This is a genomic window from Vibrio sp. KUL80, from assembly GCF_059725495.1.
Genome location: NZ_AP045841.1, coordinates 1,734,484 through 1,757,762 on the forward strand (window position 1 = coordinate 1,734,484; position 23,279 = coordinate 1,757,762).

Below are 23,279 nucleotides of genomic sequence, written 5' to 3' on the forward strand. Positions count from 1 at the left end.
AGCATGAAACTAACTAAACGCTCCGACAATGTGAGCAAAAACGAAAACAAGCTAGGACTCAGCCGCCGTGCATTTATGCGCAACTCCTCTATTGCGGCGGGTGGTCTGGCAGCAGGTGCGTATACGTTCGCGCCCGGAATGATCAAAAAGGCACAGGCAGAATCTGTACCGGTTGATGCCAAAACTGAAGTAAAACGTACCATCTGTTCCCACTGTTCAGTGGGTTGCGGTATTTATGCTGAAGTACAAAACGGTGTATGGACGGGGCAAGAGCCTGCGTTCGACCATCCTTTTAATGCTGGTGGACACTGCGCGAAAGGTGCCGCTTTGCGTGAGCATGGTCATGGTGAACGTCGTCTTAAATATCCAATGAAGCTCGAAGGCGGTAAGTGGAAGAAACTGAGTTGGGAAGATGCGATTGAAGAGATCGGCAACAAAGTTTTAGAGATCCGCAAAGAGTCAGGTCCAGATTCTGTTTACTGGTTGGGTAGTGCGAAGCACAGTAACGAACAGGCGTACATGTTCCGTAAGATGGCGTCGCTTTGGGGCACTAACAACGTAGACCACCAAGCACGTATTTGTCACTCAACCACGGTTTCTGGTGTAGCGAACACTTGGGGCTATGGTGCGATGACAAACTCTTTTAATGACATGCACAACTGTAAGTCGATGCTGTTCATCGGCTCTAACCCCGCAGAAGCGCACCCAGTTGCGATGCAGCATATCTTGATTGCCAAAGAAAAGAACCGCTGCCAAATTGTTGTGGCGGATCCTCGTCGTACTCGTACAGCAGCAAAAGCAAACCACTACTGTTCATTGCGCCCTGGTACTGACGTTGCCTTTATCTGGGGTCTACTATGGCACATCTTCGCAAATAAATGGGAAGATCAAGAGTTCATTCGTCAGCGTGTTTACGGTATGGATGAGATCCGTGCTGAAGTTGCCAAATGGAATCCAGAGGAAGTGGAGCGCGTTACTGGCGTTAGTGAAGCTGACGTATACAAAGCGGCTAAGATCCTATCTGAGAATCGCCCAGGCAGTATCATTTGGTGTATGGGTGGTACGCAACACACCACTGGTAACAACAATACTCGTGCATACTGTGTACTTGAACTTGCATTGGGTAACATCGGTAAGTCGGGCGGTGGTGCAAACATCTTCCGTGGACACGACAACGTACAGGGTGCAACTGACCTTGGCGTACTATCTCATACATTACCTGGTTATTATGGTCTGGCAGACGGCTCATGGAAGCACTGGGCAAAAGTGTGGGATGTCGACTATGAGTGGATCAAAGAGCGATTTGACCAAAACGAGTATCGTGGCAAGAAACCAATGAACAACATGGGTATTCCTGTCTCACGTTGGATTGATGGGGTTTTAGAAAACAAAGACAACATCGAGCAGAACGATAACATTCGTGCCATGTTCTACTGGGGTCACGCGGTTAACTCGCAAACGCGTGGCGTTGAAATGCAAAAAGCGATGCAGAAGCTGGACATGATGGTCATCGTCGATCCATATCCAACTCACGCTGCGGTAATGAACAACCGTACTGATGGCGTGTATCTACTGCCAGCAACCACGCAATTCGAAACCTACGGTTCGGTAACAGCTTCGAATCGCTCTCTTCAATGGCGAGACAAGGTCGTTGAACCATTGTTCGATTCAAAACCTGACCACGAGATCATGTATCTTCTTACTAAGAAGCTTGGTTTTGAGAAAGAGTTGTTTAAAAACATTAAAGTTGAGAACAACGAGCCAAATATCGAAGACATTACTCGCGAGTTCAACAAGGGTATGTGGACGATTGGTTACACCGGTCAAAGCCCAGAGCGTATCAAAGCGCACCAACAGAACTGGCATACCTTCCACAAGACCTCTTTGGTTGCCGAAGGCGGTCCAATCAATGGTGAAACCTACGGTCTACCTTGGCCATGCTGGGGCACACCTGAGATGAAACACCCAGGCACACACATTCTCTACGATACATCAAAAACTGTTGCTGATGGTGGTGGTAACTTCCGAGCTCGTTTTGGTGTTGAGTTTGAAGGTGACAACATTCTCGCTGAAGACAGTTACTCATTGGGCTGTGAACTGGAAGACGGTTACCCAGAGTTCACTGACAAGCTTTTAAAACAGCTTGGATGGTGGGACGACCTCACTGCAGAAGAAAAAGCCTCTGCCGAAGGTAAAAACTGGAAGACCGACCTATCGGGCGGTATTCAGCGTGTGGCTATCAAGCACGGCTGTATCCCATTTGGTAATGCGAAAGCACGCGCCATCGTATGGACATTCCCAGACAGAGTACCGCTACACCGCGAGCCGCTTTACACGCCGAGACGTGATCTAGTCGCAGACTATCCAACATGGGATGACAGCGAGTCGATTTATCGTCTGCCAACTATGTACAAGTCAATCCAGGATAAAGACGTATCTGGCGAGTACCCAATCGTTCTTACTTCTGGCCGATTAGTGGAGTACGAGGGTGGTGGTGAAGAGACCCGTTCTAACCCTTGGCTTGCTGAACTACAACGCGAAATGTTCGTTGAAGTTAACCCGAAAGACGCTAATGACATCGGCTTTAAAGACGGCGACATGGTCTGGGTTGAGGGTGCAGAGAAAGGGCGCATCAAGGTGAAAGCCATGGTGACACCTCGTGTGAAACCGGGTCTAGCGTTTATCCCATTCCACTTTGGCGGAAAGTTCCAAGGTGAGGACCTCACCAACAAGTATCCGGAGGGCACTGTGCCTTACGTTATTGGTGAAGCGGCCAACACTGCGACCACTTATGGTTATGACCCAGTGACCCAGATGCAGGAAACTAAAGTCACTCTCTGTAACATCAAGAAAGCGTAAGGAGTCACCTAATGGCTAATATGAAATTCCTATGTGACACCAAGCGTTGTATTGAATGTAACGGCTGTGTGACCGCATGTAAAAATGAAAATGACGATGCGCTGCAATGGGGTATCCAACGCCGTCGTGTCGTCACGTTAAACGACGGTCTTCCGGGTGAGAACTCGATCTCTGTAGCTTGTATGCACTGTACCGATGCGCCTTGTATGGCGGTGTGTCCTGCAGACTGTTTCGAGCGTACAGAGGATGGCATTGTACTTCACAACAAAGATCTTTGTATCGGTTGTGGCTACTGCTTATTTGCGTGTCCGTTTGGTGCTCCTCAGTTCCCGAAACAGGCAGCATTTGGTGAGCGTGGCAAAATGGACAAATGTACTTTCTGTGCTGGCGGCCCGGAAACGGAAGACAATTCAGAAGAAGAGCGTGCTAAATACGGTGCGAACCGTATTGCAGAAGGTAAATTGCCGATGTGTGCCGAGCTTTGCTCAACCAAGGCTCTTCTAGCAGGTGACGCAGCGAAAGTGTCGGACATTTTCCGCCAACGTGTTGTGGAACGTGGTGCTAAAGATGCTGGCTGGACAGACGGTAATGACCTAGCGTATGACGCAACGAAAAGCTAATGGAGAGAGCAATGGCTATTTTGTCTAAACAACAAGGTTTGCTTGGCTCTATCTTCCAATTACTGCTGCCGCTATTGGCAGCAGTGGTTCTAGTGATGTCGTTTGGTGTTCACGCTGAAGAAAGCAAGAGCAATAAAGTTGTTCAAGGTGAGATGACACAGCTCGCTGGAGCAGACTATTGGCGCATGGTAAAGGAAGGAGTAGAGGGTACAACGACCTCCGCTTCTCCTGAACACGGTGTGTTGATTAGTACTCCGGGTGAGACGTGGTACATCTTAAAAGAGAAGTGGATGTCGCCTGCGGGAGCAGTTGCCATTTTTGGTAGCATCACCCTCGTTATGCTGGCGTATTTCATCGGTGGCCCGATGAAACTGTCAGGTGCTAGAACGGGACGTAAACTGCAAAGATGGAGTCGAATGGACCGAGCGCTTCACTGGAGTATGGCGTTTGTATTTCTGACGCTTGCATTCAGTGGTCTTATGCTGGTTTATGGTAAGCACTTTATGAAACCTTATGTCCCAACTGACCTATGGGGCTGGACCGTATACCTAGCGAAACAATACCACAACTACATGGGACCTATGTTCCTCGTACTGCTAGTTGCACTATTAATCAAATGGTGGAGTAAATCTATTTTCACCAAAGTGGATGTACAGTGGTTTATGAAGCTTGGTGGCATGGCTGGGAAACACAAAGGCAGTCACCCGTCTGCGGGCTTCTCCAATGCCGGGGAAAAAGTACTCTTCTGGATGTTGATCATTGTTGGCGCTGTTGTTGCAGCGAGTGGGTTGATTCTTGATTTCCCTATCTTTGGTCAGACCCGTCGAGATATGGAATGGTCAAACCTAATCCACATGCTCGCCGCGCTGATCCTTATTTGTGGCTTTATCTTCCACATTTATATCGGTCTATTCGGTATGGAAGGGGCGCTTGAAGGTATGGTAACGGGTGAGGTTGATGAGACTTGGGCTAAAGAGCATCATGACTTATGGTATGAGGAAGTCAAACACGAGTTAGACAACCCTAAGCCTAAGGAAGAGAAAGCCCAACCCAGTGTTGACGCCAAAACACGTAGCGACCTGACTTAAGGAGAGTATTAGGATATGCAAGAACAACACAAAGGTATTTGGATAGCATATATTCTCAGCCTCTTTACGCCTTTCACTCTACTGATTTCAGGCGTGATTGCTATCGTCTATGCGGGCTATCGCCTTGATAAAGGCGAAGATAGTGACGTAGTCAATTCGCACTACTACGGGTTGATTAGGACCTTCTTCCTGAATCTAACTTTCTTTGTCGTTTTAATCGTAACAGTAGCGACTTCTAACGGACTGCTAAAAGGCGTAACGCACTACTGGTATCAGGCGACTTGGATAGATCAGATTGCTAACTTTATCCCGTACGTGGGGATGTTGTTCGCATCAGTAGCGATTGTAGTCTGGATCATTCGAATGTTTGCTGGTATGAGTAAGCTTAAGCAAGACATCCCGATGACATTTGGTAAAGACGCGAAGCCAATTCAACAGCTTCCTTAATCCGTTTCAAGATCGACCAAAAGGGTTTGCAGTGTTTCTGCAAACCCTTTTTTATTGATTTATTTACAAACAGTTACATTATTGAAACATGATGGTGCACGCCAATTTGGTGCGAATTCACTTATATGGTGCATTTGTGGGTTGGCTTGACTTTACTTACAAATAGCGACTTAAAATAAAAGCATTATTAATCAATAAAATAGACTAATTCTTCTCTCAATAAATAAATTGGAACGTTCTTTGCTCTATCAGTCGTTCAGATAAAAACGCAATCACCAAAATGGTGTATCGCAAAATGATGCAGCACGATTTTGGTGCGCACATTCAATCATCGATAAAGGAGTGATCGACACATGACCCCCTCGGTAGAGCACGTACACGGTGCCGTACAAACACTAACTCAAAGCTCAGATACGCTTTTCTTATTGCTGGGCGCCATTATGGTGTTCTTAATGCACGCTGGTTTTGCATTTCTTGAAGTGGGGACTGTCAGGCATAAAAACCAAGTAAACGCTTTGGTTAAAATATTAGCTGATTTCGGCGTGTCCGCTATCGCTTATTTCTTTATCGGATATTGGGTCGCTTACGGAGGCACCTTCTTCGCAGACGCAGAAACGCTTTCTCAAGGAAATGGCTACGAACTCGTTAAGTTCTTCTTCTTGCTTACCTTTGCCGCGGCTATACCAGCTATTGTCTCTGGTGGTATTGCTGAACGCGCTCGATTTTATCCCATTCTTCTTGCAACGTTCTTCACCGTTGGATTAGTTTATCCATTATTTGAGGGCATGATTTGGAACGGTAACTTCGGGTTCCAAGGTTGGTTAGAATCGACATTTGGTGCGGGCTTCCACGACTTTGCCGGCTCAATCGTTGTTCACGGAGTGGGTGGCTGGATTGCATTAGTGGCGGTTGTCTTTCTTGGTATTAGAAAAGGGCGCATTCGTGCCGGTAAACACACTAACTTTGCTCCTTCGAATATTCCATTCTTAGCGTTAGGTGCGTGGATTCTGAGTGTAGGTTGGTTTGGTTTTAATGTCATGTCAGCCCAAACGTTAGAAGGTATTAGTGGTTTAGTTGCCATGAACTCGCTGATGGCAATGGTAGGCGGTATTCTTGCTTCTCTCGTCGTTGGTCGTAATGACCCAGGGTTTATTCACAATGGACCATTGGCTGGCCTCGTTGCCGTATGTGCGGGCTCTGATCTTATGCATCCAATTGGTGCTCTAATTACTGGCGGTGTTGCAGGTGCATTGTTTGTTTGGGTATTTACCTATCTTCAAAACAAAACCAAGATTGATGACGTATTAGGTGTTTGGCCTTTGCACGGTTTGTGTGGTGCTTGGGGTGGTATTGCCGCAGGTATCTTTGGTCAACAGGCATTGGGCGGTTTAGGTGGTGTTAGCCTTATGTCTCAAATTGTGGGCACAATTGCGGGCATCTCAGTAGCGGTTATTGGTGCGGGTCTTGTATACGGCATTCTCGATAAGCTAACAGGATTGCGCCTATCAGAAGAAGATGAGTTCAAAGGTGCTGATTTAGCCATTCATAAAATCTCATCAACAAACGAAGACTGATTGATTACAAGAGCTAGCGATGAGTTCGTTAGCTCTTGTTCCTTTTACCTATTAACCTATTGAAGAACCGAAACTTCCTCCCAATTAGACTATCGTCTAATCCCCAAAACTATTGATGTTATTCGTTACGTGTTACTCTTGTGATAACAATAATAAGTTAGCACAAGGAAGGTCTATGAAGTTTCCCTACAAAAATGTCGTTGTTTTGACTGGTGCTGGTATCTCTGCGGAATCAGGCATTCAAACATTCCGCGCTCAGGACGGTCTTTGGGAAAACCACAGGATTGAAGATGTCGCTACGCCAGAGGGTTTTGTTCGTGATCCTGATCTGGTGCAACACTTTTACAATCAACGTCGCCGAAAACTGCAGCAAGAAAACATCTTGCCCAATGCAGCACATATCGCCCTAGGTCAATTAGAGAAAGAGCTAGAGGGGAGTGTCACTGTTATCACTCAAAATATCGATAACTTGCATGAGAGAGGTGGTAGTGAAAATATCATCCACATGCACGGTGAACTGCTTAAAGCACGCTGTGAAGAGTCTGGCCAGGTTGTAGAAATGAAAGACGACATTATGACGGGTGATCTTTGCCATTGTTGCCAAATTCCTTCGCAAATGCGCCCTCATATTGTTTGGTTCGGTGAAATGCCTTTACGCATGGGCGATATCTACGCTGCCATTGAGCAAGCAGATCTGTTTATTTCTATCGGTACGTCGGGCGTTGTATATCCAGCAGCCGGATTTGTTCATGATGCCAAAATGCATGGTGCTCATACCATAGAAATTAACCTAGAACCGAGTGCAGTAGAAAGTGAATTTGAAGAAAAACGATATGGCAAAGCGAGTCTTGAAGTGCCAAAGCTAGTTAAGGAAATACTCGCTCTGCAAACACAAGACCACGCGGTATAACCTATAAATTTCATCGATTGACAAAAAAAAGCCCTCCTGTGGAGGGCTTCAGATTGCTGACAAAGGTCTAGCCATCAGGCTAGACCTTTGATCTAATAGAGGTATCGAAATATGGATATCTCAATATGCTTCAAGAGCCTTCACCTCAACAATATGAACTCGAAATGGTCACTATGGAACAGCTCGTTCCTCAGAATCATTTAGTTCGTAAAATAGATAGGGCCATCGACTTCGAATTTATCCGTGATGAAGTCGCTCACCTCTACTGTAAAGATAATGGTCGCCCACCTGTTGACCCTGTGCGCCTGTTTAAAATCATCCTGCTTGGCTATCTCTTCGGAATCAAAAGCGAGCGACAACTCGTGAAAGAGATTGAAGTCAATGTCGCGTATCGATGGTTCTTGCGTATGTCACTGACAGAGAAAGTTATCCATGCGTCGACACTCAGCCAAAACCGTATTCGCCGCTTTAATGGTACCGATGTGTTTGAACGTATCTTTATCAATGTCGTGGAGCAGGCTATGGCGAAAGGCTTGGTTGCTGGCCAGGAGCTCTTTACTGACAGCACGCACCTAAAAGCCAATGCCAATAAGAATAAGCACACGAACAAAGTGACTAAGGTTCGCGCCAGTGCCTATCTTGATATGCTCGATGAAGATGTCGCGCTAGACCGAGAGAAAGAGGGTAAGAAACCTTTAAAAGCACGTGCCTCAGAGCCTAAAACTAAGAATACAAAAACAAGTACGACCGACCCGGAAAGTGGCTTCATGACTCGAGATAATAAGCCTCAAGGCTTCTTCTATCTCGACCACCGTACAGTGGATGGGCAGCATGGCATTATCTTAGATACCCATGTCACTGCAGGTAATATCAATGACTCTCAACCTTATGTTAAGCGTCTGGACTCTACCCTAAAGCAATTTAACCTTAATCCAATCGCCGTTGGACTCGATGCGGGCTACTTCACTGCGCCAGTCGCTGAGTCATTAGAGCGTCGAAACATCTTGGGCGTGTTCGGTTATCGCAGACCGTCCAGAACAAAGAATGCATTCAAGAAAAAACACTTTATCTACAGCAAAGAGCGAGACAGTTACCGCTGTCCTAACGGTCAAGAGCTCATCTATAAAACAACGTCTAGAGATGCGTATCGTGAGTATCACTCCGACCCGAAAGAGTGTGCTCTCTGCCCAATGCGAGATGACTGTACGCAAAGTAAAAACATGAAGAAAGTCATTACAAGACACATCTATACAGACGCGGTGGATAGAGCAAACCAAATGCGGCTCTCACCTTATGGAAAAAAGACATACAGACGAAGAAGTGAGACGGTAGAGCGGAGCTTCGCCGACGCTAAGCAGCACCATGGTCACCGTTATGCCCGCTTCCGTGGATTATCCAAAGTGCAGATGCAGTGTTGGCTGGCTGCTGCCGCTCAAAACATCAAGAAGATAGCGTTGGTGGTGAGCTATTTACGAAAAATAGGGCTAAATATGTCCCAAATACGTCAAATTATGGCGTCTAGATACCAAATTAAGCCTTGTGCTTTTCTAAACTTGGCATGACCAAAAATATCGCGATCGCGGCCTACGGCCGCTCATAAAGAGAACCCCACTTCGAAAAGTGGGGTTCGTCAGCAGTCTGAAGCCCTCCTGTGGAGGGCTTATTTGTGTATGAAACAGTAGTTGGATTAGTTATCTACTTTTAGCTTTTGGAAGTACTCTTCATAAAGCGTACCTGCCTCGCCAACTTCATCTTGCCATGTGCCCGAATCCATGACTTCTTGAGGAGGGAAGACGTTAGGATCTTCAGCAAACTCTTTCGGAAGTAGCGGATATGCGGATTTAACAGGAGTTGGGTAACCAATCTCTAAAGCAATCTTTGCAGCGTTTTCTGGGCGAAGTAGGAAGTCGATCATCTTGTGTGCCGCATCAATGTTCTTAGCGCCAGAAGGAATCGCTAGGCTGTCCATCCAGAAGATCGCACCTTTCTCAGGCCATACGATATCAATTGAAGCGCCTTCCTGACGAGCCATGTACGCAGAGCCATTCCAAAGCATACCAAGTGACACTTCACCTGCTAGGTAAGGGTTAGCAGGGAAATCTGAGTTAAATACTAGAACGTTAGGTACGAGTTTTCTCAGCTCTTCATAAGCGGCTTTGATTTCTTCTGGGTTAGTGGTGTTTGGAGAGTAACCCAGCTTCGTCAATGCGATATGGAATACTTCACGAGAGTCGTCCATCATCATCAACTGACCTTCCCATTGCGGGTCCCATAAGTCGCCCCAAGAGCTAACTGCTGAACGGTCGAGCATGTCAGTATTAATACCGATGCCCGTCGCACCCCAGATGTATGGGATTGAATATTTATTGTCTGGATCAAAAGGTTTGTCTAGATAGTTAGGATCCAAATCTTGGTAGTGTGATAGCTTCTCTTTGTCGATTTCTTGAAGCATACCTTCTTTACGCATTTTAGAGACAAAGTACGTAGAAGGTACCACTAAGTCGTAACCAGAGCCTTGCGTCTTAAGTTTCGCATACATGCTCTCGTTAGATTCGTAAGTGGAGTAGATGACTTTAATACCAGTTTCTTTGGTAAAGTCTTCTAGTACTTCGTTAGGAATGTATTCAGACCAGTTGTAGAAGTAAAGTTCTTCGTTGGCTGCAAACGCCGGGGTAGTGAAGAGAGTCGCCGCACAAAGTGCGCCTGCATACAATTTGCTTTTCATTACTTTTCCGTTTGTATTGGTAAACAAAGAGTCTCTTAGAGACATGACAATATGAGAACGTAGGGTTTCTCACACTACTTTGCACGCCACCATTATTTGATGTGCATCACAACATTATATCAGTCATTGATTAAATACTCTATGTAGGAATTTACAAAAATTAAACGTTTAGAATGATATAGGGTGACAGCCATAAAAAAAGGTGGCAATTGCCACCTTTAAAAATATCAATAAAACGAGTTACTGACCGGCTTTTAGCTTCAAGAAATAATCTTCGTAGATAACTGTACTATCGCCTACAGCATCTTGCCACTCCACGCGGTCTAGATCTTCTTGTGACGGGAAAAGGGCTGGGCTGTCTTTAAACTTCTCATTCGATTCTTTAACCGCAGTTAAATAACCCGTGTCACGAGAAATTTGTTCAGCAATTTCCGGGCGCAGTAAGAAATCAATCATCTTGTGCGCCGCGTCAACGTTTTTAGCACCAGAGCTAATAGCAAAGTTGTCTACCCAACCAATGCCACCTTCTTTAGGGAAGACAAGTTTAATTGGCAAACCCTCGTTTTGCGCTGCTGCAGCTGAGCCGTTCCAAAGCATACCTAGACCAACTTCACCAGACATATAAGGTGCACCTGGGTTGTCAGAATTGAAAACCAACACGTTTGGCATAAGTTTTTGAAGCTCGGCGTAAGCTTCGTCAATTTGAGCTTTGTCCGTTGTATTACCAGAGTAGCCAAGTTTGCGAAGTGCGATATGGAATACTTCTCGAGTATCGTCCATCATCATCAATTGACCTTCTAGCTCAGGCTTCCATAGATCAGCCCAGCTTGTGAACTCGTCCGGGTCATACATATCGGTATTGACAGCGAGACCTGTAATAGCAACAACGTGTGGAATAGAGTAGTCATTGTTTGGATCGTAAGGCTTATCCAAGTAGTTTGGGTCTAGATTGCTGAAGTTTGATAGTTTTGATTTATCAATTTTCTGAAGCATGCCTTCATCACGCATCTTTGCGACAAAGTAAGTTGACGGCACAACAAGGTCATAACCTTTATTGTGCGTCTTTAGCTTTGCATACAATGTTTCGTTCGACTCATAAGTAGAGTAGATAACCTTGATACCGGTCTCTTTGGTGAACTGCTCAAGGAGATTACTGTTGATGTAAGGTCCCCAGTTCATGAACACGAGTTCTTTATCTTCTTCTGCACTAACTGCTCCAGAGAGAAGAGAAAGTGCACATGCACTACCAGCTAAAAAAGTAGCCCATTTTTTCATTGACGTTAGCTCCAAAACAAACGCTGCCGTTATGGCATAGATATAAAAAGAGCAGAATGACAACGCCATTCTGCTCCAGTCGGTAAAATAGCGGATTATTTCACTTTTTCTCTGGCAAGTAGTTGCGATGCAACAACAAGTACCAAAGATACAATCAACATAAGTGTAGCCAATGCATTCACTTCTGGCGAAATGCCGACTTTAACCATCGAATAAATCTTCAATGGAAGGATTTCATAAGTAGGCCCGGTTACGAAAGAGCTCACAATGACATCGTCTAGAGATAGCGTAAACGAAAGCAACCAACCTGCTGCTACAGCGGGTTTTGCTAGTGGCAGGATAATCTGCTTTAAGATCGTCCATTCACCTGCGCCCAAGTCTTTCGCAGCCTCAAGCATCTTCACATCAAAGCCTTTCAAGCGGCTATATACTGTGACGACCACGAAAGGTAGACAGAAAGTGATGTGGGCAATTAGCAAACTAAAGAAGCCAAGCTGAGCACCAAGTACCAAGAAAATCGCAAGCAGTGAAATTGCCATCACGATATCTGGTGACATCATCACGATGAACAGCAAACCACTGACCGCACCTTTGCCTTTAAACTGATAGCGGAATAGGGCAACTGCCGTCAAACTACCAATAATTGTTGCCGCGGTAGCAGAGAAAACCGCTACGTTGAGAGAATGCCATGCCGCTTGCATCAAACTGTCGTTGTTAACGAGTGCGTCGTACCACTTGGTTGTAAATCCGCCCCATTTCATACCAAATTTGTTGGCATTAAAGGAGTTAGCAATCAAAACAATGATTGGTAGATACAAGAACGCGTACACTACCGTCATAAAACTAAATCTTACAGCGCGACCCATTATTCGAGCTCCACTTTACGGTTTAAGAGCTTGCCTGCTCGGTAGTAGGCGTACAGCATGACAGCCATCGCTGCCGTAAGCGCGATACTTGTCGCAGCACCGAACGGCCAATCTCGAGCATTGAGTATTTGACTCTTAATCACGTTACCAATGAGAAGGTTCTTCGCGCCGCCCAATAGGTCGGCAATATAGAACATTCCAAGTGCTGGTAGTAGCACCAACAAACACCCACCGATGATTCCCGGCATGGTCAATGGAAGAATGACTCGAGTCAATGTTTGCCATTTGTTGGCACCTAGATCTCTAGCAGCTTCGATATACGTACCATCAAGTTTCTCAATCGCTGAATAAAGCGGAAGAATCATAAATGGCAACAGAATATAGACCAAACCGATCATTACCGCTGTTTCTGTGTACATGATACGCAGTGGTTTATCGATAATATCGAGTGCTAGTAAGCTCTTATTTAAGATGCCTTGTGTACCCAGTACAATCTTTAATCCGTAGGTGCGGATTAGAGAGTTGGTCCAAAATGGCACAATAACCAAGAACAGCATAAATGGTCGCCACTTTTCAGGCATTTTCGCCACGATATACGCAAATGGGTAACCAACAACCAAGCAGATAAGCGTCGCCACAATCGCCATATAGAACGAGTGGAACAACACTTTCGCATAAAGAGGATCGAGTAAACGCGCATAGTTCTCGAGTGTAAACGTCATCTCAATTAAGTTAGCTTCATCTCGAGTTAGGAAGCTAGTACCGATGATCATCACGTTCGGAATTAGCACAAATAGTACTAACCAACCAACAATCAGCGTAATGATGGCGTTTTGTAGATTAAATTTCTTGCTCATCTTTTAGCACCACTTCCCAGCTTTCAACCCAAGTTACGGCTACTTTTTGACCTAGCGAGTGGTCTACATCTGGGTCATCTTCATTGAAGAATTCGCTGACCATGACACGCATGCCAGACTCAAGTTCCACAACAGAATCCAAAGTCATACCTTTATAAGTACGCTCTGCCACGTGACCAACGATACCCTTATTTTCAGACTCTTTGATCTCTTCGATACGCAAGTCTTCTGGTCGGAGTAGAACTTGTAGTTTCTCGCCAGACTCAAAGGCTTTATCGTAGTAAACAATACTCTTCTGACCTTCGATTTCTGCATTGATACGTTTGTCATCGATACGGTCGATCGCAGTCGCGTTAAACACGTTAATTTCGCCAATGAAGCGTGCAACAAACAAGTTTTTAGGTTCTTCGTAGATCTCACGAGGAGAACCATCTTGCTCAATAACACCATCACGCATCACGATGATACGGTCAGACATAGACAAAGCTTCTTCTTGGTCGTGCGTTACGAAGATAAAGGTGATGCCTAGCTGTCTTTGTAACTGCTTAAGCTCGATCTGCATCTGCTTACGGAGTTTGTAGTCCAGTGCAGACAGTGATTCGTCCAAAAGCAGAACCTTTGGTTTATTAACAACTGCACGAGCGATAGCGATACGCTGTTGTTGACCGCCCGAAAGTTGGTGCGGTTTACGTTGAGCCATTTTCTCTAGGCGAACCATTTTCAACGCTTCTAGAACACGTGGTTCTATTTCTGCATTTGGTACTTTTTGCATACGCAAACCAAATGCCACGTTTTCGAAAACGGTCATATGAGGGAATAGGGCATAGCTCTGGAAAACTGTGTTGACGTGTCTCTGTTCAGCAGGGACTTCCGTTACATCTTGACCGTCGAGGTTGAGTCTTCCACTGTCGACGGTTTCGAAACCGGCGATCATTCTAAGTACTGTGGTTTTTCCGCAACCTGAAGGACCCAATATAGTGAGAAACTCACCATGATTAACGTTTAAGTTAAGATTTGCGATGATTTCCTTACCATCGAAACTTTTACTCACACCAGCTAGCTGTACGACTGGTGTTCCTTCTGAATGTTTAGCGTTCAACGTCTGTTTTTCTCCACCTTGGCCAAAAATATAGCGGCCAGTTGCTATACACATTTAAGGCGCGCATCATAATCACCAATTGGGTGAAATCAAAGCATTTTCTTATCTCGAAACAGAAAAAATTTTGCAGGTAAAACTAAACATTATTTACCATACTAGGTTTATAGTGTAACGAGTTGAATGTTTTGCCTTATCAATTGGTTAATTATCACCCAAAAAGACTAGAAAGCAAGGTGATAACAGTGATAAAACAATCTCGTTACCGCTATAATGTCGCAGCCTTTTCAACGAAGAACACACGTTAACAAGACGTGTAACTTGGAAAACTTATGAATAAAGATTTTGAAAGAGACTTCAATTTAGGTGGGACAATAGAGCGCGCCATTTCAGGGAAATACGAACTCAAAGCGGGTGCTGTGTTTCATGAAGCATGGCAACAAACGATGAAGCATTTTTTATCTTTCTCACCTGCGATTGTTGCTCTGATTGTTGTACAGCTTGGTATTTTCTATATCGCTCTCAAGCTGCAACTTGGTGACCCTTCCGTAATACTGCAAGGGTTCCAAGACCCAAGTTTGCTTAACGAGGGTATTTTTCAAGCTATTTTCGTCGCGAACTTCAGCTATGAAGTTGTCAGCGCTCCGGTTTATGCCGGTATCTCTTTAATGGCGATGAGCCATGCCGCTGGCCTTACGACCAAACCAAGACATATCGCGAAAGGGCTTCAATATACGGTTCCCGTGATCATCGCGACTCTATTTAGCCTTATGTTGCAAGGCATCGTGAGTATGATTTTACCATTCTTGTCGATGTACCTTTCTTTGGCGTTCAGTCAGTCTATTCTGCTCATCTGTGAGAAGAAAGTGCCACCGCTGCAATCTTTGTTGTTATCGCTTCGTGCAGTAAATAAGAAGATTTTCGTGCTTTCGGGTATTTATCTACTCCTCGTACTCATGTTTATCGTCGGTGCTATGTTCTACGGAATCGGTTTGATTTTCGTTTTGCCATTCTTCTTCCACGTCAAAGGAATCCTTTATCGTGAAATGTTTGGCATTACGTTGAAGATCGTTGCTACCGAAGACAATGGCTCTAGCGACCAAGATGGGGATGATAACGACCCAACGCCACCAAGTAATGACGACAAGCCAAACAAAAACCCAGAGGTATTTGATGCGTAAGTCGCATAAGTTTCTGTCTCTAGCCGCTCTCCTCACGGGGAGCGCTTTTTTATTCTTCTACGAAAAACACTCTGACGATGCTGATGACGAGATGATATCGCTACCCGCGATCACCGAAGATAAGCCCGATATCGCAAGCATCACAGACGTGAACGAGAAAAAAGAGACCTTCTTTAATTATCTACGTCCTGGCATTGCCATTGAAAATGCTCGAATTGAAAAAGAAAGAAGACGACTACTTGCCATTAAAAACGCCCTGGATGAACAAGCTTTGACGAGCGAACAAGAGGCGACAGCGAAGCGACTAGGTAAGCTATATAATCTAGAACCTACAAACGTTGATTATGAGTGGCTAGACGCAATGCTAGCGCGCGTTGATGTTCTTCCTGAAGCACTTGTGTTGACTCAAGCAGCCAACGAGTCTGCATGGGGAACATCGCGATTCGCGCAAGAAGCAAATAACTACTTTGGTCAGTGGTGTTACTCTAAAGGGTGCGGGCTGGTACCACTTCAACGTACGGAAGGCATGACACACGAAGTTGCCAAATTTAGCTCTCCTCAAGGGTCTATTCACGGCTATTTTATGAATGTAAATCGTAATAGAGCGTATCAAGAGCTTAGAGACATACGCGCATCTATTCGCGAGCAAGGTGCTGATCCCACCTCGGAGCAAGCTGCGTTAGAGTTAACAAATGGATTACTTCGATATTCAGAGCGAGGTGAGGCATACGTCAAAGACCTACAAGCGATGATTCGACATAATGAGCGATTCTGGACAACACAATAATAATCAAAGCATAAGCACAATATGAAAGTAGTAAAATTAGCCCTTTTAGGACTGGCCGCATCAACCTTTGCGGTTCCGACTCTAGCTCAAGAGTATATGTTCACCTATTCAAAGTTGTATTCTCAAATGAAGAACAACGCCAAAGAAGGCCATGAAGATGTCAAAGTGGCCTTCTTCTTCGTTGATGCCGACTCAAAAAACCTTTGTCCTATTGAAAAAGCATGGATGGAGAAAGAGGAGCATTATGAAGAATTGCCAGCAAGGCCAATCAACGAGCTTGTCGTACCGTTAGATAACAACCTTAAGTCTGCGAATCCGTTAGTGTTTGTTCATACTCCTGAAGAGCAGCGCTGTGATTTTTCAATGGTAGTCATGACCACCGAACCTATGTCTGGCGAGGTTTCGTATGGCGAAGTTGAAACACTGTTACCCCAAATGCAAGTTATGTTAGAAGACTTAGGTGGCATGTTCGCTAGCTGGTTCACTCCGGATGTCGAAGGTATTACTTTAGAGTTTGCGCCTAATATAGAGGGTAAGGTTTCGTTCTCAAATGGTGGCTCTGTAGCATTACAAAATGGTAAAGCTCAAGTTCGCCTTAGCGACATAGGAGAGGGCGGCTATATGACCCTACCAGGAGAAACGATTCGAATCCTTCCTTATCTACCTGGCGCTGAGTAAACCATACGCTCATCTCATCATACCCCTATCTCATATTGTTTGACTCCCAACCTAAAGGGGGTCAAACAACCATTTAATCTTTCTCAAAAAGCTCGTATAATCCACGCCCCAGATAATTCCTAGTAGGAAATCCTATCGTCGACTTTGTCGGCAATGTGAGAGCACGTGATGAATCAGACAGATACAAGAAAAGAAACCCTAGAGTTCAACAAGCTTCAGAAGCGTCTTAGAAGAAATGTTGGCAACGCAATTATCGACTACAACATGATTGAAGAAAATGATGTGGTGATGGCGTGTATCAGTGGTGGTAAAGATTCGTTCGCGATGCTTGATATCCTATTGAACCTTCAAAAAGCAGCACCGATCAAGTTTGATGTGGTTGCGGTAAACCTTGACCAAAAACAACCAGGTTTCCCAGAGCACATTCTGCCAGACTATTTCGAAACTCTGAACATTCCTTACTACATCGTAGATAAGGATACTTACTCAGTGGTTAAAGAGAAAATTCCAGAAGGTAAAACGACATGCGGCCTATGTTCGCGACTTCGTCGTGGTACGCTTTATTCTTTTGCTGAGAAGATTGGCGCTACAAAAATTGCCCTTGGTCATCACCTAGATGATATTGTGGAAACCATGTTCCTAAACATGTTCCACGGCTCTCGCCTAAAAGCGATGCCACCGAAACTTCGTTCAGATGATGGGCGTAATGTGGTCATTCGTCCACTTACGTATTGCCGTGAAAAAGACCTGATTAAATACGCAGAGCACAAAGAATTCCCAATCATTCCATGTAACCTATGTGGTTCTCAAGAGAACCTGCAGCGTCAGTCAATTAAAGCGATGCTGATTGATTGGGATAAGAAGACGCCTGGGCGTGTTGAAGCTATCTTCAAATCCATTCAAAACGTGAGCCCAAGCCAGTTGGCTGACCGTGAACTGTTCGATTTCGTGAACCTTCCACTGGATCGTGAAGGCTCACGTGAAGAGTATGAGTTTAGTGAGGCGACGGTTTCGTCGACAAACATTGATGAGTCTATGTTTATTGATGTGACTAACGTTTAGTCCACAGCTAGATTGACGAAAACGCCCCTCATTGAGGGGCGTTTTTTTATTTACGTAACACAGCTGTTAAGCTTCGCTTGGGTCAAGCGGGCTGATGTAACCGTCAGGCTTAAGTGCCATTACATCACAGTTAATTTTATCGATTACATGCTCCGCTGTGTTACCAATGAATACGGCGGATAGGCCCGTTCGTCCAGTCGTCCCAAGGATCACCATACCCGCATCGAGTTGTCGTGCGACATCTGGGATGATGTCTTCAGGTAGACCCTGTTCGACAATGGTTTGCTCTTCTGAATAACCGTGTTTTTGACGCAGTGCTTTCATCGCCGTTAAATGGTGTCCTCTAACAGCGTCTGTATAGGTTGCTGGGTCAAATTCAGGAAGTTCAATAGTGATGTTTGCAGGGGTAACAGGGTAGGCATTGACCAAATAGCCAGTCGCCCCCAAACGCTCGGTTAAACTATCAAGCTGTTTGACCATGCAGTCATTGAGATCAATGTGCGTGGGGTTTTCTGAACCGACATGTACAGAGGCAACGATATTTGCTTTCTCTGGCCAGTCTGCATTTTTAACGAGAAGAACAGGCACCGGACATTTACGAAGTAAGTGCCAGTCCGTTGGGGTGAAGATAACAGACTCCAAAATATCGTGCTTACGTGTCGCTTTAATAACGATATCTTTTTGACCTTCAAACACTTCTTCAACAATCGCCACATAAGGGCGGTTGTGCCAAACAACTTTAACATCAAGATCAAAACTGTCATCGAGGAATGGCTTTGCCACGTTCCTCATCCACTCTTCCCGCTGGTGAATTACGCCACGTCTCATTGCGTCACGTTCTTCGTGAGACAACATAGAGGTCATGTCATAGGAAAAGTCGTAGATAGATAAGAAGAAAGAAATGTGGCTCCTAGATTTACTCTTCTTAGCAAGTTGAACCGCACGAGCAAGGGCAGGTTGCTCATCGCTATTAAGGTTCGCAACGACGAGGATTTTACTGTAGATGCTCATAGATACTCCCTACCTATATGGGCTATTACCTATAGATAACTTTAGCGCAAATCTATGAATCTTTGAATCTTTTTAGAAAAATTCGAAAACGGGGAGGGAGAAATTTGAAGTGGCTCATTATAGAGCCACTTAGGAAAGGATTATGAGTTTGAAATGAATAACGTATCTATTCTTTAGAAACGCCAGCCATTTCCATCAAAGCATCATGATCAATGATAGTGATGTATTTACCTTTTACACTCAGCACTTCTGACTTTTGAAAGCGACCCAGTAGGCGGCTGATAGTTTCAACCGTTAAACCTAGGTAGTTACCGATATCACCACGTGTCATCGTTAAGCGGAACTCTCTTGGGCTGAAACCGCGCTGAGAGAAACGCGTTGAAAGGTTGTATAGGAATGCCGCTAAACGTTCTTCTGCATTCTTCTTAGAAAGAAGCAGAATCATTTCTTGGTCACCCTTAATCTCATTCGACATCAGACGCATGATCTGTTGGCGAAGCTTTGGCATTTTTCCAGATAGGTCGTCTAAAATCTCGTAAGGGATTTCACACACCATCGATGTCTCAAGCGCTTGAGCGAAGCTAGGGTGCTCATCACCAGTAATTGCGTCGAAGCCCACTAAATCACCTGCTAGGTGGAATGCAGTAATCTGCTCATCACCTTGCTCTGTGATTGTGTAACTCTTAATTGTCCCTGAGCGAATGGCGTACAAAGATTTTAGTTCATCACCAGCTTTAAATAGCTCCTGACCTTTTTGAATTGGTTTCTTACGCTCAATGATTTGATCGAGTTGATCAAGTTCAGATTCGTTGAGAGTAAAGGGGATGCAAAGCTGACTGATACTACAATCTTGGCAATGAATGGCACAGCCACCAGACTGAATACGTTTTGCTACAGGCTTTTCAGAAATCATAACAACCTTTCACTATTTGATGTACATCAAGATTTTATCATTCATTACCCCCAAAGGGTAGCTAAAAAATCAATGATAAAACAATCATCTATTAGTTTGCGCTAAAAATCATCACTGATTCGTAACCTGTATATATGCCATAAACAAGTATCGAAACAGCAGCAATGTTGCGAAAAATGAGTGAATTTTGCAGGGATTTTAATTTTGTAGCACTAGTGCCAACAAGCAGCATAGCGGGTAGGGTACCCAAGCCAAACGCCAGCATTGTGGCCGCTCCACCGAACGCGCTTCCAGACACTGCCGCCCAAGTTAAAACGGAGTATACAAGGCCGCAAGGCAGCCAGCCCCACAGAATACCAAAAGGTATCGCGTAGGCACTATGTTTTAGAGGAAGTAGTTTGTTCGCAATGGGTGAGACTCGCTTCCATAGCGACTGTCCCAATTTTTCAACCATGAGCAAACCGTTCCACCATCGCCCGACATAAAATGCCAGCAGCACCATAAATAATGCGGCGATGATACGAACAAATGCAAGTGCATGATTAAACTGAGAAAGCGATGCAATCCCTGCAATCGTTCCGCCTACCACACTACCTATGAATGCATAACTTAGCAAACGGCCAAGGTTGTAATTCACAATAAGTGCAGCAGGGGTTTTATTCGATTGTCCTATGGAAAGGAGCGAAGCTATACCACCACACATCCCCATACAATGACCAGCACCTAGAAGGCCGACAGTAAAAGCACCGACGAGATCAAGATTCACTCTCGTTTCCTTCTTTGGTCTTCTCTTTCTTACGCTGTTGATGCGTAGCCTCAGTCTCTTCATCAAACAAGATGTTGTGACCCTGGCGTTCTAAATCTTCAAACTGCTCGCTTTTCACTGCCCACAAGAAGATCGCGACCGCTACGCACACTAGTACAATAGCAATGGGGATGAGGATATAGATACTTTCCACGTTACTTACCTTCTTCTTTTAGCAAGCGTAGCGAGTTTGACACCACGATAATTGAACTACCAGACATACCGACTACGGCAATGTAAGGTGCAACCAGGCCGGCAACCGCGAGCGGTAGAATGAGAAGATTATACCCTAGAGACCACGCAAGGTTCTCTCGAATAATCTTGCGAGTTCTTAAAGCAAGTTCGCGGGCTGTCAAAATCTTATCGAGTCGGTCGCCTAGTAGTACCAAATCGGCAGACGCTTTTGCTACGTCCGTACCACCACCCATCGCAATAGAGAGGTGAGCCCCGGCTAAAGTAGGCGCATCGTTAATGCCATCACCAATCATCATTGTTACGTCTGAGCTATCCAAAGACTTCAAATAATCAAGCTTGTCGCTCGGAGAAGCACTAGCAACAACATTGTCAATACCAACACTATCAGCTACAGGCTTGGCATTTGCTAACGTGTCACCGGTTAATAGCGTTGTCTTAACGCCAGCTGCACGCATTTTGTTGATAAAGTCTGCCGCTTCTTTACGAATGGGATCGCGATACTCGAAGGTTGCAACGTGTGTATTATTTATTGACATATAAACACTGTTTCGAGCGTCATCTGCTCTGCCTAACACAAAAAGCGCATTACCTATCTTCACAGAGTCAGAATCCACCATTCCTTTAAGACCGGAGCCGATAACATTCTCGACGTCGCTGACTTCTACATTTCGGTCTAGATAAGGTTTGAATGCACGCGCAATAGGGTGGTTTGCATGGCTCTCAATGGAGGCAGCAATTTTCAGCAACTGACTTTCTTCAAACTCACCCAGAACAGTCGTTTTAGCAATCTCAATATCACCATGCGTCAATGTACCGGTTTTATCGACCACCAAATGATTTACCTTACACAGCGTTTCGAAGACATGACCGCGTCGCGACAAGATCCCTAAGGTGCCCATTCTCGAGCTCGAACACGTAATTGCGGTAGGGGTCGCAAGAGATAAGGCACAAGGGCACGTCGCGACCAATACAGATAGCATTACCCAGAATGCATCATCTGGTTTGCTTTGATGCCAGAAGAACCAGGTACCGGCCGCTATGATTAGGATAATGGCAACGAAGTAGCGGGCAACAATGTCCGCGATCTCAGCGATTTTAGGCTTACTAAGCTGAGCTTCATCTTGCAAGCGAACGATGCTGGAGATCATCGAATTTGCTTTGGTCGAACGCACCTCTAAATCAAATGCTTCGTCTCCATTGAGCGTACCTGCATAAACAAAGTCGTCTTTGTTTTTTACGACAGGTAGCGACTCACCCGTAAGCATAGATTCATCAATATGAATACGACCATTAAGCACAACGCCGTCTGCTGGAATATATTCTCCGGGTAGGACTTTAATCTGATCACCAATCTGTAGAGATTTTACCGGAACTTGGTCGCCATTAAGTTTATTGGCGATAGCGGGAATAAGCTTTAATAAGTTCCCACTTGCCGCCGCAGCTTTACGGCGAGCACGCATTTCCAAATAACGTCCAACCAATAAGAAAAAGGTGAACATAGAAATCGATTCAAAGAACACTTCGCCTTTTTCTGCCACCGTCGCAACAAGGCTAGCGACGTAAGCGAGGATCAACGCAATGGAGACGGGGACATCCATCCCAAGCGTACGGCCTTTAATACTGCGCCATGCATTGATGTAGAAGGGTAGCGCAGAATATAAAAGAACCGGCGTAGCAAAGATCAAACTAACCCAACGGAAGTAGTTTTTGAATTCAGGTTCTAAATCACCGAACACTTCAAGATACAGGGCAACGGCAAGCATCATGACCTGCATGGTTGCAAGGCCCGCAATACCTAATCGATATAGATATTGTTTCATGGTCGCATGGTAAGCCGCTTCTTGCTTATCTGCCTCGAAAGGTGCGGCTTTATAGCCAAGGGCGTGAATAGAAGCGAGGAGTTGGCTAAGTTGCGTCTTGGTTTTATCCCACTGAAGCAAAGCCCGATTAGTCGTGGTGTTTACGCGTATAGAGACAACACCCGGCTCTACTGTCATTCGTTTTTCAATCAACCAAGCACAGGCCGCACAAGAAACGCCTTCCAGTGACAACGTCACTTCTTTTGTATCCTCGTGGTTCCTTACAAACTCGGCTTGTACGTCCTCGTTGTCGTAATGAATTAATGACCGCAATTGTTCTGGAACGAGATCTGCTTTCTCGGCAGGTGCCGTTCGATATTGATAGTAGGACACAAGGCCGCTATCAACGATGGTTTGAGCCACGCTTTCGCAGCCAGGACAACACATGTCCCGCTGCTCTCCTAAGATATCTACGCTGAAGTTCGTGTTGGCTGGTACATCTTCACCGCAGTGATAACACGTCTTACACAT

21 protein-coding genes are annotated in these 23,279 nt (G+C 45.1%); 11 read left to right on the forward strand and 10 right to left on the reverse strand.

Annotated elements, in window-relative coordinates; genetic code table 11:
• The first annotated feature begins 3 nt into the window (after positions 1-3).
• The 7 genes from AC6I8U_RS08040 to AC6I8U_RS08070 all read left to right on the forward strand — a co-directional run bounded on the left by AC6I8U_RS08040 (position 4) and on the right by AC6I8U_RS08070 (position 9,060).
• Positions 4-2,859: a formate dehydrogenase subunit alpha gene (locus AC6I8U_RS08040; protein WP_394154106.1), complete on the forward strand. Its 2,856-nt coding sequence runs from the start codon at positions 4-6 to the stop codon at positions 2,857-2,859.
• Between the two features lie 11 nt (positions 2,860-2,870).
• Positions 2,871-3,479: a formate dehydrogenase FDH3 subunit beta gene (gene fdh3B / locus AC6I8U_RS08045; protein WP_042501521.1), complete on the forward strand. Its 609-nt coding sequence runs from the start codon at positions 2,871-2,873 to the stop codon at positions 3,477-3,479.
• 11 nt (positions 3,480-3,490) lie between these two features.
• Positions 3,491-4,567, forward strand: coding sequence for a formate dehydrogenase subunit gamma (locus AC6I8U_RS08050; RefSeq protein ID WP_252014483.1), 1,077 nt, complete (start codon positions 3,491-3,493; stop codon positions 4,565-4,567).
• Positions 4,568-4,582: 15 nt separating this feature from the next.
• The gene (locus tag AC6I8U_RS08055; RefSeq protein ID WP_234496006.1) at positions 4,583-5,014 is read left to right on the forward strand and encodes a hypothetical protein; all 432 of its coding nucleotides are present in this window, start codon (positions 4,583-4,585) and stop codon (positions 5,012-5,014) included.
• Between the two features lie 353 nt (positions 5,015-5,367).
• Positions 5,368-6,588: an ammonium transporter gene (locus AC6I8U_RS08060; protein ID WP_498018275.1), complete on the forward strand. Its 1,221-nt coding sequence runs from the start codon at positions 5,368-5,370 to the stop codon at positions 6,586-6,588.
• A gap of 175 nt (positions 6,589-6,763) precedes the next feature.
• Entirely contained in the window at positions 6,764-7,498 is a 735-nt protein-coding gene (gene cobB, locus AC6I8U_RS08065; protein ID WP_234496008.1) for a Sir2 family NAD+-dependent deacetylase, read from the forward strand.
• A gap of 125 nt (positions 7,499-7,623) precedes the next feature.
• Positions 7,624-9,060 carry an IS1182 family transposase gene (locus tag AC6I8U_RS08070; RefSeq protein ID WP_498018276.1) on the forward strand — a complete coding sequence of 479 codons (1,437 nt, stop codon included), beginning with the start codon at positions 7,624-7,626 and terminating at the stop codon, positions 9,058-9,060.
• Positions 9,061-9,185: 125 nt separating this feature from the next.
• Here the strand turns inward: AC6I8U_RS08070 and AC6I8U_RS08075 are convergent, their stop codons facing one another.
• The 5 genes from AC6I8U_RS08075 to potA all read right to left on the reverse strand — a co-directional run bounded on the left by AC6I8U_RS08075 (position 9,186) and on the right by potA (position 14,374).
• The gene (locus AC6I8U_RS08075; RefSeq protein ID WP_252014480.1) at positions 9,186-10,223 is read right to left on the reverse strand and encodes an extracellular solute-binding protein; all 1,038 of its coding nucleotides are present in this window, start codon (positions 10,221-10,223) and stop codon (positions 9,186-9,188) included.
• A 240-nt stretch (positions 10,224-10,463) separates the two neighbouring features.
• Positions 10,464-11,498: an extracellular solute-binding protein gene (locus AC6I8U_RS08080; protein ID WP_234496010.1), complete on the reverse strand. Its 1,035-nt coding sequence runs from the start codon at positions 11,496-11,498 to the stop codon at positions 10,464-10,466.
• Positions 11,499-11,593: 95 nt separating this feature from the next.
• Positions 11,594-12,364, reverse strand: a complete 771-nt coding sequence (gene potC / locus AC6I8U_RS08085) for a spermidine/putrescine ABC transporter permease PotC (protein ID WP_042472982.1) — start codon at positions 12,362-12,364, stop codon at positions 11,594-11,596.
• Positions 12,364-13,221, reverse strand: coding sequence for a spermidine/putrescine ABC transporter permease PotB (gene potB, locus AC6I8U_RS08090; protein WP_042472986.1), 858 nt, complete (start codon positions 13,219-13,221; stop codon positions 12,364-12,366). The genes potC and potB overlap by 1 nt, the downstream gene beginning before the upstream one ends.
• Positions 13,205-14,374 carry a spermidine/putrescine ABC transporter ATP-binding protein PotA gene (gene potA, locus AC6I8U_RS08095; protein WP_234496011.1) on the reverse strand — a complete coding sequence of 390 codons (1,170 nt, stop codon included), beginning with the start codon at positions 14,372-14,374 and terminating at the stop codon, positions 13,205-13,207. The genes potB and potA overlap by 17 nt, the downstream gene beginning before the upstream one ends.
• Positions 14,375-14,649: 275 nt before the next feature.
• Between potA and AC6I8U_RS08100 the strand changes: the two genes are divergently transcribed.
• The 4 genes from AC6I8U_RS08100 to ttcA all read left to right on the forward strand — a co-directional run bounded on the left by AC6I8U_RS08100 (position 14,650) and on the right by ttcA (position 18,025).
• A complete protein-coding gene (locus tag AC6I8U_RS08100) occupies positions 14,650-15,498 on the forward strand; it encodes a hypothetical protein (RefSeq protein ID WP_252014477.1) in 849 nt (282 codons plus the stop codon).
• Complete coding sequence (locus AC6I8U_RS08105; RefSeq protein ID WP_498018277.1) at positions 15,491-16,285, forward strand: glucosaminidase domain-containing protein; 795 nt, start codon at positions 15,491-15,493, stop codon at positions 16,283-16,285. The genes AC6I8U_RS08100 and AC6I8U_RS08105 overlap by 8 nt, the downstream gene beginning before the upstream one ends.
• 21 nt (positions 16,286-16,306) lie before the next feature.
• Positions 16,307-16,963, forward strand: coding sequence for a DUF2987 domain-containing protein (locus AC6I8U_RS08110; protein ID WP_498018278.1), 657 nt, complete (start codon positions 16,307-16,309; stop codon positions 16,961-16,963).
• 168 nt (positions 16,964-17,131) lie between these two features.
• A complete protein-coding gene (gene ttcA / locus AC6I8U_RS08115; protein WP_128648504.1) occupies positions 17,132-18,025 on the forward strand; it encodes a tRNA 2-thiocytidine(32) synthetase TtcA in 894 nt (297 codons plus the stop codon).
• A gap of 66 nt (positions 18,026-18,091) precedes the next feature.
• Here ttcA and uspE read toward each other — a convergent pair whose 3' ends face one another.
• From uspE to AC6I8U_RS08140, 5 genes are all read right to left on the reverse strand, one after another.
• A complete protein-coding gene (uspE, locus tag AC6I8U_RS08120; protein ID WP_042472992.1) occupies positions 18,092-19,036 on the reverse strand; it encodes a universal stress protein UspE in 945 nt (314 codons plus the stop codon).
• 166 nt (positions 19,037-19,202) lie between these two features.
• The gene (fnr, locus tag AC6I8U_RS08125; protein WP_042472995.1) at positions 19,203-19,949 is read right to left on the reverse strand and encodes a fumarate/nitrate reduction transcriptional regulator Fnr; all 747 of its coding nucleotides are present in this window, start codon (positions 19,947-19,949) and stop codon (positions 19,203-19,205) included.
• 91 nt (positions 19,950-20,040) lie between these two features.
• Positions 20,041-20,715: a sulfite exporter TauE/SafE family protein gene (locus AC6I8U_RS08130; RefSeq protein WP_498018279.1), complete on the reverse strand. Its 675-nt coding sequence runs from the start codon at positions 20,713-20,715 to the stop codon at positions 20,041-20,043.
• Positions 20,705-20,908, reverse strand: a complete 204-nt coding sequence (gene ccoS, locus AC6I8U_RS08135) for a cbb3-type cytochrome oxidase assembly protein CcoS (protein WP_234496016.1) — start codon at positions 20,906-20,908, stop codon at positions 20,705-20,707. Before ccoS ends, AC6I8U_RS08130 begins: the two co-directional genes overlap by 11 nt.
• A 1-nt stretch (position 20,909) precedes the next feature.
• Positions 20,910-23,279, reverse strand: coding sequence for a heavy metal translocating P-type ATPase (locus tag AC6I8U_RS08140; RefSeq protein ID WP_498018280.1), 2,370 nt, complete (start codon positions 23,277-23,279; stop codon positions 20,910-20,912).